The 15,466-nt window shown below is 72.6% G+C and carries 12 protein-coding genes; 5 read left to right on the top strand and 7 right to left on the bottom strand.

All coding sequences use genetic code 11. From position 1 onward, the window contains the following. Positions 1–80: 80 nt before the first annotated feature. Positions 81–848, bottom strand: a complete 768-nt coding sequence (locus ACVCAH_RS29065) for an SDR family NAD(P)-dependent oxidoreductase (protein WP_447139416.1) — start codon at positions 846–848, stop codon at positions 81–83. A 197-nt stretch (positions 849–1,045) separates the two neighbouring features. On the opposite strand from ACVCAH_RS29065, the gene ACVCAH_RS29060 reads away from it, so the two are divergent. After that, on the top strand, positions 1,046–1,975 hold the full coding sequence (locus ACVCAH_RS29060; protein ID WP_447139415.1) for an RNA polymerase sigma-70 factor: 930 nt from the start codon (positions 1,046–1,048) through the stop codon (positions 1,973–1,975). Positions 1,976–2,036: 61 nt separating this feature from the next. Here the strand turns inward: ACVCAH_RS29060 and ACVCAH_RS29055 are convergent, their stop codons facing one another. From ACVCAH_RS29055 to ACVCAH_RS29045, 3 genes are all read right to left on the bottom strand, one after another. Next, positions 2,037–2,987 (bottom strand): HAAS signaling domain-containing protein, encoded by a 951-nt coding sequence (locus ACVCAH_RS29055; protein ID WP_447139414.1) that lies wholly within the window; start codon positions 2,985–2,987, stop codon positions 2,037–2,039. Next, positions 2,984–3,325: a PadR family transcriptional regulator gene (locus tag ACVCAH_RS29050; protein ID WP_447139413.1), complete on the bottom strand. Its 342-nt coding sequence runs from the start codon at positions 3,323–3,325 to the stop codon at positions 2,984–2,986. The genes ACVCAH_RS29055 and ACVCAH_RS29050 overlap by 4 nt, the downstream gene beginning before the upstream one ends. A 138-nt stretch (positions 3,326–3,463) precedes the next feature. Then, positions 3,464–4,081: a hypothetical protein gene (locus tag ACVCAH_RS29045; protein ID WP_447139412.1), complete on the bottom strand. Its 618-nt coding sequence runs from the start codon at positions 4,079–4,081 to the stop codon at positions 3,464–3,466. A 197-nt stretch (positions 4,082–4,278) separates the two neighbouring features. Between ACVCAH_RS29045 and ACVCAH_RS29040 the strand changes: the two genes are divergently transcribed. Next, positions 4,279–5,667, top strand: a complete 1,389-nt coding sequence (locus ACVCAH_RS29040) for a protein kinase domain-containing protein (protein WP_447139411.1) — start codon at positions 4,279–4,281, stop codon at positions 5,665–5,667. A 27-nt stretch (positions 5,668–5,694) separates the two neighbouring features. Here the strand turns inward: ACVCAH_RS29040 and ACVCAH_RS29035 are convergent, their stop codons facing one another. From ACVCAH_RS29035 to ACVCAH_RS29025, 3 genes are all read right to left on the bottom strand, one after another. After that, complete coding sequence (locus tag ACVCAH_RS29035) at positions 5,695–8,202, bottom strand: low temperature requirement protein A (protein WP_447139410.1); 2,508 nt, start codon at positions 8,200–8,202, stop codon at positions 5,695–5,697. A gap of 98 nt (positions 8,203–8,300) precedes the next feature. Continuing rightward, complete coding sequence (locus tag ACVCAH_RS29030; protein WP_447139409.1) at positions 8,301–8,849, bottom strand: hypothetical protein; 549 nt, start codon at positions 8,847–8,849, stop codon at positions 8,301–8,303. Continuing rightward, the gene (locus ACVCAH_RS29025) at positions 8,842–9,381 is read right to left on the bottom strand and encodes an RNA polymerase sigma factor (RefSeq protein ID WP_447139408.1); all 540 of its coding nucleotides are present in this window, start codon (positions 9,379–9,381) and stop codon (positions 8,842–8,844) included. Before ACVCAH_RS29025 ends, ACVCAH_RS29030 begins: the two co-directional genes overlap by 8 nt. Positions 9,382–9,618: 237 nt before the next feature. On the opposite strand from ACVCAH_RS29025, the gene dnaE reads away from it, so the two are divergent. From dnaE to ACVCAH_RS29010, 3 genes are all read left to right on the top strand, one after another. Further along, positions 9,619–13,149, top strand: a complete 3,531-nt coding sequence (dnaE, locus tag ACVCAH_RS29020) for a DNA polymerase III subunit alpha (protein WP_447139407.1) — start codon at positions 9,619–9,621, stop codon at positions 13,147–13,149. 55 nt (positions 13,150–13,204) lie between these two features. Then, a complete protein-coding gene (locus tag ACVCAH_RS29015; protein WP_447139406.1) occupies positions 13,205–14,101 on the top strand; it encodes a hypothetical protein in 897 nt (298 codons plus the stop codon). A gap of 148 nt (positions 14,102–14,249) precedes the next feature. Beyond that, positions 14,250–15,287, top strand: coding sequence for an aminotransferase class V-fold PLP-dependent enzyme (locus tag ACVCAH_RS29010; RefSeq protein WP_447139405.1), 1,038 nt, complete (start codon positions 14,250–14,252; stop codon positions 15,285–15,287). Positions 15,288–15,466 lie beyond the last annotated feature (179 nt).

The raw sequence follows: 15,466 nt of genomic DNA, 5'->3' as shown, positions 1-15,466 counted from the left end.
CCTTGCGGGGTTGTCGGCGATTCCCGTTGCTCGGGTGTCCAGGCTGAGCCGGCCAGGTGGTCGGCCCGCGCGGCTGACCGCTACCAGGGCACCGGGCCGTCCGCGCTGAAGAACCCGCCGGTCGGTCCGTCCGCGCCGACCGTGGCGAGGCGCACCACGACCGCGGCGCCCTGCGCGGGAGTGAGGAAACCGGTGTGGTTGTTGCTGTCCGTGGCGCAGAAGCCGGGGGCGACGGCGTTGACGAGGATGCCGTCCTTGCGCAGCTCATTGGCGTACTGCACGGTCAGCGCGCTCAACGCCGTCTTGGACGGCGAGTACGCCGCCGACGGCAGCAGGCCGGCCAGCGGGCCGTCCGGGTCGCTGGAGATGGTCAGCGACGCGGCGTGGCTGCTGACGTTGACGATGTGCGGCGCCGGCGACCGCCGCAGCAGCGGGAGCAGGGCATTGGTCACCGCGATCACGCCGAACACGTTGGTCTCGAACACCGACCGGACCATGTCCAGGTCGACGGAGCTCGGGACCTGATCATGGGCGTCTTCGGGGGAGACCTGCCCGGATCCGGTGATGCCCGCGTTGTTGACCAGCACGTCGAGGTGGCCGAAGCGCTCCTCGACCTGTCTCGCGGCCGCCTGGACGGTGGTCGGGTCGGTGACGTCCAGGGTGACCGCGTGCGCGTCGCCGCCCGCCGCGCGCACCGCCGCGGCGGCCTCCTCGCCGCGCTGCGGATTTCTGGCACCGATCAGCACCGTCATGCCCAGCGCGGCGAGCTGCTCGGCGCTCGCGCGGCCGATCCCCTTGTTCGCTCCGGTGATCAGCGCGACCTGCTGGTGGGTGGCGTGCTCGTTCATGACCAAGCTCCTGCTCGTGGAGTTGCCTGCCGCGCGGATCGTTCGCGCGGCGTCTCGTGGACATGGAGATGCCGGCGATTCGGGCCTTGTGACAGCGCCGCGATGTGGCCTGTGCCACCGACCGCGGATGTCACACGGCGGCGGGGGCCAGCGTCCAATGGGTGGCACAGTTGACAGCGAACAGGGCAGGAGCCGCCATGAGCGAGCGACCAGTGGACACCGACGAGCCGCACGCGCCCGGTGGCCGCATGGACTCCGCCACCGAACCGTTCCTCGCCCACCGCAATCTGCTGTTCACCGTCGCCTACGAGATGCTCGGCTCGGCCGCCGACGCCGAGGACGTCCTGCAGGAGACCTGGTTGCGGTGGGTGGGCGTCGACCTCGGCACCGTGCGGGATCCGCGGGCGTACCTGGTCCGGATCACCACCCGCCAGGCACTCACCCGGCTGCGTACGCTCCGCCGGCGCAAGGAGTCCTACGTCGGCTCCTGGTTGCCCGAGCCGCTGCTGACCACGCCCGACGTGGCCGAGGACGTCGAGTTGGCCGACAGCGTCTCGATGGCGATGCTGCTGGTCCTGGAGACGCTCGCGCCCACCGAGCGGGCGGTGTTCGTGCTGCGCGAGGTGTTCGACCTGGACTATGACGAGATCGCGGAAGCCGTCGACAAGAGCCCGGCCGCGGTCCGCCAGATCGCCCACCGGGCACGGGCACACGTCGCGGCACGCCGCCCACGCGGGGTCGCTTCTCCGGCCCAGACCCGGGACGCCCTCGCGGCGTTCCAGCGGGCGGTCGAGACCGGCGACCTACAGCACCTGCTCGACATCCTCGCGCCGGACGTCGTCCTGCTGGGCGACGGTGGCGGCGTCAAGCAGGCCGTCCCGCGGCCCATCGTGGGAGCCGACAAGGTGGCCCGCCTGCTGGCCGCCGGGCTGGACCGGATCGCCTCCGTGGCGTCGCTGAGCCCGGCACAGGTCAACGGCCACCCGGCGCTGATCCTCCGGCTCAACGGCGAGATCGACACCGTCGTCGCGCTGCGCATCGACGACGGGCTCATCACCGGGCTCTACGCCGTGCGCAATCCCGAGAAGCTGTCACGGATCGAGCGGGAGACCACGGTGAGCCGCTGAGTCCGACGGGTCGGCCGCGGCCCGGCACCCCCGTGGGTGCCGGGCCGCGGCGCTCGTCCGGTCAGTGCCGGTTGCGGTACGCCTTGATCGCGCTGTCGACGGTGTCCCAGAGCACGACCAGCACCGTGCCGGCGACGACGACGGTGGCGACGGTGTTCAGGTTGTCGGCCTCGCCGAGCCACTCGAAGCGGTTCACGAAGTCGGGGTTGAGCAGCCGGTCGGTCGACATCAGCCAGATCACCGGCACCGCGAACGCCAGGTTGAGCACCGCGTTCACCGCGACCAGCGGCCAGGTCCAGCGACCGGCGCGGTACTTGGCGATCTCCAGGCCGACGGTGGCGACCAGCACGGCGATCAGGAACGGCAGCCAGAAGCTCCACAGCGCCGGGTCGAGGATCGGCAGGTTGTCGTCCCCGTCGGCGGGGACGAACGACCGGAAGTGCTGCATCGGCAGGTAGGCGATGAAGAGGCCCAGGAAGCCGATCGCCGCAGCGGTGTCGGTCAGCGTGATCTGCCGGTCGACGGGCCCCTCCGGCAGCTGGTCGACGCTCCACTGCGGCAGGTGCAGGGCGGTGTTGGTGCGCTCCAGCACCGCGAAGACCAGGGTGACCCAGAAGCCGATGTGGACGGCCACCGTGAGGGCGGTGGCGATGCCCTCGCCGACCGCCCCGCCGGGGTTCTCGCCGTCGGTGGCCGCCAGCAGCCCGACCACGATACCGACCGTGGCCGGCACGAAGCTGAGCAGCAGCTTCAGCAGCCGCTCCCAGGCCAGGTAGTAGGTCGGGCCGATGAGCTGCAACCGGCGGTCGGCGTAGCGGGCGGCCAACTGCGCGGGGTCGCCCAGCTCGGTGAGCACCTCCCGCTCGGCGGTGGCGGTGTCCTGCCCGCCGGCCGCACGGCCCTCGATCATGTCCTCGATCGAGCCGCGCAGCTCGGTGGCGATCTCCTCGCGGCGCGCGACCGGCACCGAGCGCAGGGTCGCGGCGAGGTAGCGGTCGGTCATGGTGGTCATCGGTCGGCTCCTTCGATCAGTCCGGTCAGGGAGGTCTGCACGGCGGCCAGGTCGGTGAGGAGTCGGCCCAGCACCGACTCGCCCTCCTCGCTGATCCGGTAGAACTTGCGCGGCCGGCTCTCCTCGGTGTTCCACTCGCTGGTCAGCAACCCCTGCTCCTCCAGCCGTCGCAGCAGCGGGTAGAGCGTGTTGGCGTCGACCGGGAAGCCGTGGTCCGTGAGGCGTTGCAGCAGCGCGTAGCCGTAGTCGGGGCGGCGCAGGGCGATGAGGCTCGCCACCACGACCGTGCCCCGGCGTAGCTCCTGGAGGTGGGTCCGGAGGATCTCATCGCTAACCATGCGTCACACGATACTGTGTGCCACACACTGTTGTCCAGACCCATATCGTCGTGCCGATCACTGATGATGTGGTCGACCGGAGAAGCCGCCGGCCCGGCCTGCGGAGACGCGGGCCGGGCCGGGGCGGGTCGGAGGGGGTCAGCAGGAGGCGCTCTGCCGGAAGGTCCGCTCGACGTAGGACGCCGGGCCGACCTGGAAGTAGCCGACCCCCGGCCGGATCGGGTGACCGGTGAACAGCTCGACCCGGGACCCGAAGCGGACCAGGTAAGCACTCGCGGTGCCGGCGTCGTTGCTGATCAGCGCGCCGCGCGGGCCGTAGATCCGCTCCAGCTCCGCGAACGGCATGCCGACCGCGGCCCCGGCGGGCGAGCGCGGCGGCGCGGTGGCGGTGCCCACCTCCACCAGGCGGCCGTGCCGGAAGGCCAGCAGGATCACGCCGGCCCACTCGCCGGTGGCGCCGGCGTGCACCACCCCGGCGCAGCCGGGCGCGGTCCAGTCGATCCGGCCGGCGGCGACGAGCCGTTCCAGCCGGGCGCCGATCCGGTACGGGCCGGTGCCGCGCACGCTGAGCACCTCGACCTGTGCCGACCGGGCCGTGGTCACCCGGGCGACCGGCTGGGTGGTGGCCGTGCGGGCGGGCCCGTTGGCGGTGGCGGTGCGATCGGTGTCGGATCGGGCGACGGCCGGGGCCGCGACAGTGCCGATCGTGGCGAGGGCCAGTGCCCCCGTGACGACGACGGACGAGAGACGGTTCATGTGGTTCTCCTCCTGGGTGCGGGGTCTCCTGTCCTGTTGGTCTCCGGCCGCACCGGATCGGTTCGTCGGGTTTCCGACCCGGCGGCCCGCCGGCGGGCGGGAAGCGGCCGGCCGGTCGGGGAGTGCCGCCGGGCGGGCGGGCCGTCTACGGTCGAGGCGGAGGCTCCGCCGGAGAGGCGGATCGCGGGGGTGACGCCATGAGCGCTCCGGTGCGGATCGGCTCCTACCGGCTCGAGCGGCTGCTCGGGGCGGGGTCGTTCGCGACGGTCTGGCTCGGGCACGACCCGGTGCTCGACTCCCGGGTGGCGATCAAGGTGCTGGCCGAGAACTGGAGCCACGACCTGCGGGTGCGGGAACGCTTCCTGGACGAGGCCCGGCTGTTGCGGCGGCTCGACCACGACCGGCTGATCCGGGTGCACGCGGTGGGTGAACTGCCCGACGGCCGGCCGTACGCCGTGCTGGCCTGGGCGGACGGCGGCAGCCTGCGGGACCGGCTGGCCGGCGGCCCGCTGCCGGTGGCGTCCGTCGTGGACCTGCTCGACGAGATCGCGGCCGGCGTCGCCGTGCTGCACGAGCACGGGGTGGTGCACCGCGACCTGACGCCGGGCAACATCCTGTTCCGGTCCGGCCCCGGTGGCGAGCGGGTGCTCGTCGCCGACCTGGGGCTGGCCAAGGCGCTCGCCGCCGCCTCCGGGCTGACCGCCCGGGCGGGCACCCCCGGCTACATGGCCCCCGAGCAGGACGACCCGCTCGCCGTGGTGGACACCCGCGCCGACGTGTTCGGGCTGGGCCGGCTCGGCGTGACGCTGCTCTGCGCCGCCGAGCGGCCCGGGGCGCTCCTCCGGCCCCGCCCCGGCGTGCCCCCGGCGGTGACCGCCGTGCTGCGCCGGGCCACCGCGCCCCGCCCCGCCGACCGCTACCCGGACGCGGCGGCCTTCCGCGCGGCGCTGCGGGCAGCCGCGACACCGCCCGGCCCCGGCGGACCCGCCGAGGAGACGCCGGCGGCGGGGGCGGCCACGGGACCGCCTGACCGTCGACGCCGGGCCGGGCTGGTCGGGGCGGGCCTGCTGACGCTCGTCGCGCTGGGCGGGGCGGCCGGGGACGCCGCCAGCCACCGTCGCGCCGGCGACGGCACCGCGAGCAGCGGTCCGGTCACGGTCGCCCTGCCGGCGGGCTGGCGGGCCGCCGGCACCGGTTGGGCCGGCCAGTACGGCGACGACGGCGACCTCGAACCGGCGCTGGTCGTCTCGCCGGACCCGGCCCGCTGGGCGGCCGACCCGAGCGTGCCGGGCGCCTTCGTCGGCCTCTCCGTCAGCATCGCCCGGCGGACCACCGCCGAGGGGTTCGTCGCCGAGCGGCCGCACGCCGACTGCGCCGCCGCGCCGGTGCGGCGTACCCGCCTCGGCGGGGTGGACTGGGTGGTGGCCGGGTACGCCTGCCCGCAGGGGCGGCCGGTGATCGTCGAGGCGGCCGGGCTGGCCGGCCCGGCGGGCCTGCTCTACGTGCAGGTCGCCCCGCCGCCGGGTGCCGGGACGGACTTCGTCGACGCGCTGCTCGCCGGGGTGCGGGTACGCCCGCCGCGCTGAGCGGGTTCTGGGCTCCGTACCGGGCCGTCACTCGATGGGTTTGACCGGGCGCGCATCGACGAGGATGGCCGAGGGCGCCGGTTCGTGCAGGTGTCGCCGGAGGTCGGCGGTGCGGCGGGTGTCGATCACCATGACGGCGGTGCTGACGGTGGTCAGCATGGCCAACGTCCACAGCGGGGGTAGCGGGCTGGTGATCGGCGCGAGGGCCGCGATGAGCAGGATTCCACAGACCTGGAACCACCGGATTTCGCGCCGGATGCGCCACCAGAAGGCCTGGTTCGCGAGGAGATAGACGACGACTCCGGTGAAAAGGGTTGCGTGCCCGAGCGGTGCGTGCGCTGGTCCTGACGGGTGGGCGATCAGTTCGAGGAGCTTCCGCAGGCCGAAGGCGAGCAGCATCAGGCCGGCGATCATGGGCAGGTGCAGGTAGGCGTAGGCATCGCGAGCCAACGCCCCTCGCCGTGCACCGGTCGAGGCCTGCAGGGTCCGATGTCCGGCGACAGCGCCACGGTCGACATACGTCCACCAGAGGGTCGACAGCAGGATCATGTTGAACGCGACAGCGAAGATGACCGACCAGGAAATCGGGTGGTCGAATACGGCCACACCGGTCGAGATGATCACCTCGCCCACCGCGATGAGGACGATCAGCTCGTACCGGTCGGTCCAGTGCTTCGCCGAGCGGACCCCCCAGTGCCTCAGGCCGACGAGATAACCGCCGGCGAGTTCGACGGCGACGGCCGCGAGCCAGAGAATCGCTTCGAGCCGGCTGACTTCGTACTGGCCGTCCGGCCGGGTGGCGGCGAGTGCCGCGGCCAGCAGCAGGACGAGCGCCGCGAGGGTCGGAACGACGGTCCGCCGTACCTGTGCGTTGAGCGCCGGGCGGTCGGCGACCCGCCAGAGCGTGACCAGATGCAGCACGCGGAGCACGATGTAGCAGCTGACAACGATCATGGGGCCGGACAGGCCCTCCGGCACGCGCTCGAACGCCTGCGGGATGGCGATGCCGATCATCAGTACCAGCGCCACGATGAGCAGGACGCTCAACCGGGCAGGAGTGGACTCGCTGCGAAGCGCGTTGCCGAGCTGCGCATAGCCGACCCACGCGCTCCACAGCAGGGTGAGCACCGCCAGACCCTGGGCGACCCCCGTCCAGGATGGGTGGCGGGTCATCAGCACGGTGACCTGGATGAACGCGTAGACGAACACCAGATCGAGGAACAACTCCTTCGGGGTGACACCGCTGGCGGCAGCCCGGGCCGCCGCCGGCGCGACCAACTCATGCAGTGAACGGTGCCGCCTGCGGAAGACGGTGAGGTCGGCCAGCACGGTGCCGACGAGGATCGCGGCGAGCAGTCCCACCGCGGCCGCCGCACGCAGCTGCACCGCGACCGGAACCAGGGCGACGACCAGGATGATCCCCACCAACGGGCTGCGCCCCAGCAGGCGGATCGTGCGGCGCTCGAGGGCCACCAGCCCGAGCAGGTAGAGGAGGACACCGCCGTAGAGAACCAGCAGGCTCAGGTCGTCCCACCGGTACGCGGTCGCCGGCTCGACCGAACTCAACGCGCGTTTGAGCCCGAGCGCGAGCAGGACGAGGCCGACGATCAGCGGCAGGTGCCCCAGGCTGTACGCGTCGCGGCCGAACCGTGACCGGGCTGCCGCCGGCTGCCGCTCCATGGCCTGTTGTGCGGCAGGTCCGGCTATGTCGAAGTAGCGCCACCAGAGCACCGCCACCGCCAGGAGGCTCAGCGCCGAGCCGCCGATGATCGACCAGGTGATCGGCGGGCCACCGCTCAAGCCCCGGCTGGTGCCGATCGAGATGATCGTCTCGCCGAGGGCGATGAGCACGATCAGCCGGTGCCGCTCGGTCCAGTGCGGCACCGACACGATCTGCCAGTTGCCGACGCTGAGCGCACGCCGGGCGGCGAAGTCGACGACCGCGGCGGAGAGGAACAGAGCGATTCGGACGGCTTGCCCGTTCACACTCGGGGGCAGGTGGTGGGGGAGCAACGCGCCGCAGAACAGAAGGAGACCGCTGCCCGACAGCGGCAGCAGCGCGCGGACGGCTGGTCCACGGGTCCGCTGCGAGTCCCAGGTGGCATATATCAGGATCAGTATCGCCCCGAGCCGGGCCAGCACGAAGGCCACCACGAAGATGAGCGGGCCGAACAGCCCGCCCGGCCGGTCGATGAACGTCACCGGCGTGGCGACTCCGAGCAACAGGATGACCACGGCAACCCCGAAGATGAGCGGCACCATGATCCCCCGGTCCAGCCGGACGATGTTGCCGAGCATCAGGTAGCCGACCCAGCACCGGATGAGCAGCAGGACCACGACCACACCTTCGAGCAGCCCTTCGAGTCCGAACCGCTCCTCCATGAGGTTCGTCGTGGTGAAGAACGCGTACACGAAGACCAGGTCGAGGAAGAGCTCCAGCCGGGTCACCCCGACGCCCTCGCCGGCGAGTTGAACAGGCCCGAAGAACCGCGCGCGGTGCTGATCCGGAGGCAGTCCCGGCCCTCTCCTGGTCACTTCTCCCACTGTGCCAACCCGCCGGCGGCCAGAGAGCGAGTTCGGGAAGCACGCCCAGCACCAGGTCCCGGTCCCACTCTCGACACCCGATCGGGCGGCTAGACGACCACCACGGTGATGGTGTGCTCGCGGCCGTCCTGCGGGATGGTCACCGCCACGGTGCCGGTCCGCACGAAGCGGATGTCCACCACTCCCGCCTCGTAGTGGCGGGAGACCAGGTCCTCCCGGTCCACGGTGACCAGGCCGGGCCCGATGCCCTGGATGCGCAGCACCGCGCCGGCCGCGAAGCAGAGGGACTTGATCAGTTCCAGCTGGGTCTCGGCGAGGACGATGTCGTAGCGGATCGGACCGTGGCAGGCGGGCGTCGGCGACGGCGTGCGCGTACCCCTGCTCCGGGTCGTGGGCGCGGGGCCGGCCGGCGCGGGACGCCGGCTCGTCGGCGCGACGGTCGACGGGCCCGGCGGGGTCGGCGGGGTGCTGGCGGTGGCCGAGCCGGTCGGGGTGGCGCTGGCGGCGACCGGTGCCGGCGGCCGGACGGGCAGCGGCGAGACGGGGGTGTCGCTGCCGCACCCGGTGACCCCCGCGACCAGGGCGAGGAGAGCCGCGCCGGCGAGCGGTCGGCGGCCGGGCCGGCTGCGCTCACTCATCGGCCAGCCGCTGCCGGACCTGCCGGCGGGCCAGGTGGACGCGGGACTTCACGGTCCCCTCCGGCACGGCGAGCAGGTCGGCGATCTCGCGGTAGCTCAGCTCCAGCACGTCGCGCAGGGTGACCACCTCGGCCAGCTCCGGGCGGACCGCGTCGAGCGCGTCGAGCAGGTCGAGCCGGGTGCCGGCGACCACGCTGGTGCGCCGCGGGTCGGGCCGGTCGGGCAGCGGCACCCCGCCGGCCTCGACCAGCCAGCGCCGCCGCAGCACCCGGTAGGTGGAGCGGGCCCGGTTGGCGGCGAGCCGGTAGAGCCAGGTGTGGAACGACGAGCGCCGCTCGAACCGGCTGATCCCCCGGGCCAGCGCGAGCAGGGTGTCCTGGCACGCCTCCTCGGCGTCCTCGCGGTGCGGTAGCAGCCGGGCGCAGAGCCGCAGCACCTCCGGCCGTACCGCCACCAGCAGCGCGTCGAGCGCCGCCGGGTCGCCGCGTGCGGCCGCGCCGGCCAGGTCCTCGATCCCGTCCGCGAGGGGCATCCGCTCGTCCAATGCTCGCCGGTCCGCCGTCGTTCCAGGCTAGGGCCGGCGGCCCGCCGGCGGCGAGAGCGAGTCCGGCAGCCGACCGCGCGGCCGGTCGCCGGGGGCCGCCGAAGAGATCCACACCACGGCCCCGCGGGTCGCCCGCGCGGCTGCTGGAGCCGCCCGGCGCGGCGGGGATAGGGTAAGCGGACCGACCTCGACCATCCCATGATCCGACCCCGGGGGGCGCTCCGCATGGGCGATTCGTTCGCGCATCTGCACGTGCACACGGAGTACTCGATGCTCGACGGCGCCGCCCGGCTCAAGGATCTGTTCGCCGAGGTCAGCCGGCAGGGGATGCCGGCGGTGGCGATGACCGACCACGGCAACATGCACGGCGCGCACGACTTCTACAAGCAGGCGATGGCGGCCGGGGTCACCCCGATCCTGGGCATCGAGGCGTACGTGGCGCCGGAGTCGCGCTTCCACAAGCAGCGGGTCAAGTGGGGCCGGCCGGAGCAGAAGAGCGACGACGTCTCCGGCAGCGGCGGCTACACCCACAAGACGATCTGGGCGCGGAACAAGACCGGCCTGCACAACCTGTTCGCGCTGACCTCCCGCGCGTACACCGAGGGTTTCTTCGTCAAGTGGCCGCGGATGGACGCCGAGCTGATCGCCGAGTACGCCGACGGCCTGATGGCCACCACCGGCTGCCCCTCCGGCGAGGTGCAGACCCGGCTGCGGCTGGGCCAGGAGGCGCAGGCCCTGGAGGCGGCGGCCAAGTACCAGGAGATCTTCGGCCGGGAGAACTACTTCCTGGAGCTGATGGACCACGGCCTGGACATCGAGAAGCGGGTCCGCGACGGCCTGCTGGAGATCGGCCGCAAGCTCGGCATCCCGCCGGTGGTCACCAACGACTCGCACTACACGCACGAGGCCCAGGCCGAGTCGCACGACGTGTTGCTCTGCGTGCAGACCGGCAGCAACATCGCCGACCCGAACCGGTTCAAGTTCGGCGGCAGCGGCTACTACATCAAGTCCGCCGACGAGATGCGCGGCGTGGACGGCTCCGACGTGTGGCTGGAGGGCTGCCGCAACACGCTGCTGGTGGCCGAGAAGGTCGACCCGACCGGGATGTTCGAGTTCCACAACCTGATGCCGCGCTTCCCGGTGCCGGAGGGCGAGACCGAGGAGTCCTGGTTCCGCAAGGAGACCTTCGCCGGGCTGGCCCGCCGCTACCCCGAGGGCATCCCGGAAGGGCACGTCAAGCAGGCCGAGTACGAGCTGGGCGTCATCATCCAGATGGGCTTCCCGTCGTACTTCCTCGTGGTCGCCGACTTCATCCAGTGGGCCAAGAGCCAGGGCATCGCGGTGGGCCCGGGCCGTGGCTCCGCCGCCGGCTCGCTCGTGGCGTACGCGCTCGGCATCACCGACCTCGACCCGATCCCGCACGGGCTGATCTTCGAGCGGTTCCTCAACCCCGAGCGCGTCTCGATGCCGGATGTCGACATCGACTTCGACGAGCGCCGGCGCGGTGAGGTCATCAAGTACGTCACCGAGAAGTGGGGCGAGGACAAGGTCGCCCAGATCGCCACCTTCGGCACCATCAAGGCGAAGGCCGCGATCAAGGACTCGGCCCGGGTGCTCGGCTACCCGTACGCGGTGGGCGACCGGATCACCAAGGCGATGCCGCCGGCGGTGATGGGCAAGGACATCCCGCTGTCCGGCATCTTCGACCCGAAGCACCCACGCTACGCCGAGGCCGGCGAGATCCGCGGCCTCTACGAGTCCGACCCGGACGTGCGCAAGGTGATCGACACCGCCCGCGGCATCGAGGGGCTGATCCGGCAGACCGGCGTGCACGCCGCCGGCGTCATCATGTCCGCCGAGCCGATCATCGAGCACATCCCGCTGATGCGCCGGGACGCCGACGGGGCGATCATCACCCAGTTCGACTACCCGACCTGCGAGTCGCTCGGGCTGTTGAAGATGGACTTCCTCGGCCTGCGCAACCTCACCATCATCGACGACGCGCTGAAGAACATCGCCCTCAACCACGGCACCACCGTCGACCTGCTCAAGCTGCCGCTGGACGACAAGCCGACGTACGAGCTGCTGGCCCGCGGCGACACCCTCGGCGTCTTCCAGCTCGACGGCGGGCCGATGCGCTCGCTGCTGCGGCTGATGAAGCCGGACAACTTCGAGGACATCTCCGCGGTGCTGGCGCTCTACCGGCCCGGCCCGATGGGCGCCAACTCGCACACCAACTACGCGCTGCGCAAGAACGGCCTCCAGGAGATCACCCCGATCCACCCGGAGCTGGCCGAGCCGCTGGAGGAGATCCTCGGCCCCACCTACGGCCTGATCGTCTACCAGGAGCAGGTGCAGCGCGCCGCGCAGGTGCTCGCCGGCTACAGCCTGGGCAAGGCCGACCTGCTGCGCCGGGCGATGGGCAAGAAGAAGAAGGAGGTCCTCGACAAGGAGTTCATCCCGTTCCGCGACGGCATGCGGACCAACGGCTACTCCGACGAGGCCATCCAGACCCTCTGGGACATCCTGGTCCCGTTCGCCGACTACGCCTTCAACAAGGCGCACACCGCCGGCTACGGGCTGGTGTCGTACTGGACCGGCTACCTCAAGGCCAACTACCCGGCCGAGTACATGGCGGCGCTGCTCACGTCCGTCGGCGACGACAAGGACAAGATGGCGCTCTACCTGTCGGAGTGCCGGCGGATGGGCATCCAGGTGCTGCCGCCCGACGTCAACACCTCGGCCGGGCCGTTCACCCCGGTCGGCAAGGACATCCGTTTCGGCCTGGCGGCCATCCGCAACGTCGGCGCCAACGTGGTGTCTGCGATCATGCGCTGCCGGAAGGAGAAGGGCGACTACACCGACTTCTACGACTTCCTGTCCAAGGTGGACGCGGTGGTCTGCAACAAGAAGACCATCGAATCGCTGATCAAGGCCGGGGCGTTCGACTCGCTCGGGCACGCCCGCAAGGCGCTGCTCGCGGTGCACGCGGAGGCGATCGACGCGTACGCCGGGGTGAAGCGCAACGAGGCCGCCGGCCAGTACGACCTCTTCGGCGCCGGCTTCGGCGACACCGACACCAGCAGCAACGTGGCGATGCCGGTGATCGGCGACGGGGAGTGGGACAAGCGGGACAAGCTGGCCTTCGAGCGGGAGATGCTCGGCCTCTACGTCTCCGACCACCCGCTGTTCGGCCTGGAGCACGTGCTCGGCGCGGCCGCCGACTGCACCATCGCCGCGCTCTCCGAGGAGGGCACCGTCCCGGACGGCGCGGTGGTCACCCTCGCCGGCATCCTCTCCGGCGTGCAGCGCCGGGTCACCAAGCAGGGCCGGGCCTGGGCCTCGGCCACCCTGGAGGACCTCGCCGGCGGGGTGGAGACGCTCTTCTTCCCGAACACCTACGAGGTGATCGGGCAGTACATCGCCGAGGACGCCATCGTGGTGGTGAAGGGGCGGGTGGACCGCCGCGACGACACTCCGCGGATCATGGCGATGGACATGTCCATGCCGGACGTCAGCAGCAGCGCGGCCAACAAGCCGGTCACCCTCACCATCCCGGTGACCCGGTGCACCCCGCCACTGGTCGAGCGGCTCAAGGAGACCCTGGTGCTGCACCCGGGCGACGCCGAGGTGCACATCAAGCTGCTCAACGGCAGCAAGACCACCACCCTGCGGCTCGGCCCGTTCCGGGTCGCGGCCACCACCGCCCTGATGGCCGACCTGAAGAGCGTCCTCGGCCCCGCCAACGTCAGCTGACCCGGCCCGCGCGCCCGGGCCGGCGGGCCGTCGCTGGATCGGGCAGCATCGGAGGGTGCTCTCCACCGATCTGGTTCGCGTCCGTGACCTGGTGCCCGACTTCCTGGCCTGCCTGCGCGAGTGCGACGGCGTACCGGTCGAGCAGTGGCCGGTGCTCTGGCGGTCCCGCTACCTGGACCGGCACCCGGGGGTCTTCGCCGAACTGGACCGGTCGGGGGAGTGGTCCCGCTCGGACGACCTCGACGCCGTCCTGGCCCGGCTCCGCGCCGAGAGCGCCGACCTCGCGGCCCGCGCCGCGGCGGTACGCGAACTGCTGCCGCCCGGCATCCGGGCCGTCGCCGAGGCGATGGGCTGGGCGGCCGACGGCGACCCGCTCGACTGCGTGCTGCTGGTCGGGTTGCACCGGGCCAACGGCTGGGCGGACCGGCTCGACGGGCGGTTCGCCCTCTTCCTCGCCGTCGAGCAGCTCGGCGCGGCGGGCGACGACCGGCTGCTGGTGCTGCACGAGGCGGCGCACGTGCTGCACGACCGGCTCGCCGCGATCCGCGACTGGCCCCCGCAGGGAGTGGCGAACGCCCTGTTCACCGAGGGGCTGGCCACCCAGGTCTCGGCGGAGGTCGCGCCGGGGCGCGGCGACGAGGAGTACCTCTGGTTCGGCCGGCCCGGCTACCGGGCGTGGCTGGACACCTGCCGCCGCCGGTGGCCGGAGATCCTCGACCGGATCGGCGCCGACCTCGACGCCACCGACCCCGATCACCACGCGCCGTACTTCCTGATGCGCGACTCGCCGCTCGCCGGCGACCTGCCGAAGCGGTGCGGTTACCTGGTCGGGCTGGCGGTGGTACGCCGGCTGCGCGCCGAGCACCGGCTGGCCGACCTCGCCCGCTGGCCGCTGGACCGGGCCGTCGACGAGGTCCGCCGAAGCCTGCGGGAACTCCGCGCCGCTGCCTGACCGACGGCCACCTGGCCCGACCCACGCCGGCGGCACCTGGCCGGGCCGCCGGTCAGCCGCCGCCCCGGGTCGCCGCGGCGGTCGACGTGGGCCGCGAGCGGCGGATTGGCCGTCCCGGCGGCGAACGGGGCTGGCTAGCGTCGGCGGGGTGGAGATCGAACAGGCGCAGAAGTTGTGGCAACCGCAGCCGGGTTGGCTGAACACCGCCAGCTACGGGCTGCCGCCCGAGCCGGCCTGGACGGCGGTGCAGGAGGCCCTCGCGGACTGGCGCATGGGGCGTACCTCGTGGGAGGGCTGGGGCGAGGCGACCGAACGGTCCCGGGTCGCCTTCGCCGGCCTGGTCGGGGTGCCGGTCGCCGACGTCGCGACCGGCAGCGTGGTGTCCCAGCTGCTGGCCCCGGTCGCCGCGGCGCTGCCGGCCGGCGCGACCGTGGTGGTGCCCGAGGTTGAGTTCACCTCCAACCTCTTCCCCTGGCTGGTGCAGGCCGAGCGGGGGGTCGAGGTGCGTACGGTGCCGCTGGCCGGGCTGGTGGACGCCATCGACGCCGACACCGACCTGGTCGCGTTCAGCCTGGTGCAGTCCGCCGACGGCGCGGTGGCTCAGTACGACGAGATCGTGGCCGCGGCCCGGGCGCACGGCGCGCTGGTGGCGGTGGACGCCACCCAGGCGTGCGGCTGGCTGCCGTTCGACGCGGCCCGCGCCGACGTGGTCGTGGTCGGCGCGTACAAGTGGCTGATGGCGCCGCGCGGCACCGCCTTCGGCTACCTGGCCCCCGAGCTGCGCGACCGGCTGCGCCCGGACGCCGCCGGCTGGTACGCGGGCGAGGACCCGCACGCCTCCTACTACGGCCCGCCGCTGCGGCTGGCGGCCGACGCCCGGCGGTTCGACATCTCCCCGGCCTGGTTCAGCTGGGTCGGCACCGCGCCCGCCCTCGACCTGCTCGCCGAGATCGGCGTGCCCGCCGTGCACGCGCACAACGTGGCGCTGGCCAACCGGTTCCTCGCCGGGCTCGGCCGCCCACCCGGCGAGAGCGCCATCGTCACCGTCGAGGTGCCCGGGGCGCGGGAGCGGCTGGAGCGGGCCGGTGTGCGGGCCGCGGTGCGGGCCGGCCGGGTGCGCGCCTCGTTCCACCTCTACTCCACCGCCGACGACGTCGACCTGGCGCTGGACGCCCTGACCGGGTGACCGGGAACGCTCCCGCGGCGGTCGCCGTGGGAGCGCCACATGCCGGAGCGTCACCACCCGGCCTACTGATCGGCCTCGATGACCCCGACCCCCGGTCGAACCGGCCGGGGGTGGTGGACGAACCCGGTTCGGTGCCGGGGAATATGTGGGTAATCGACATGGCTCGAGTCACACACCCC

The sequence above is a fragment of the Micromonospora sp. LZ34 genome, from assembly GCF_052981855.1.
The sequence above is the reverse complement of the archived record's forward strand: the minus strand, read 5'-3'. Positions and strand labels throughout refer to the sequence as shown.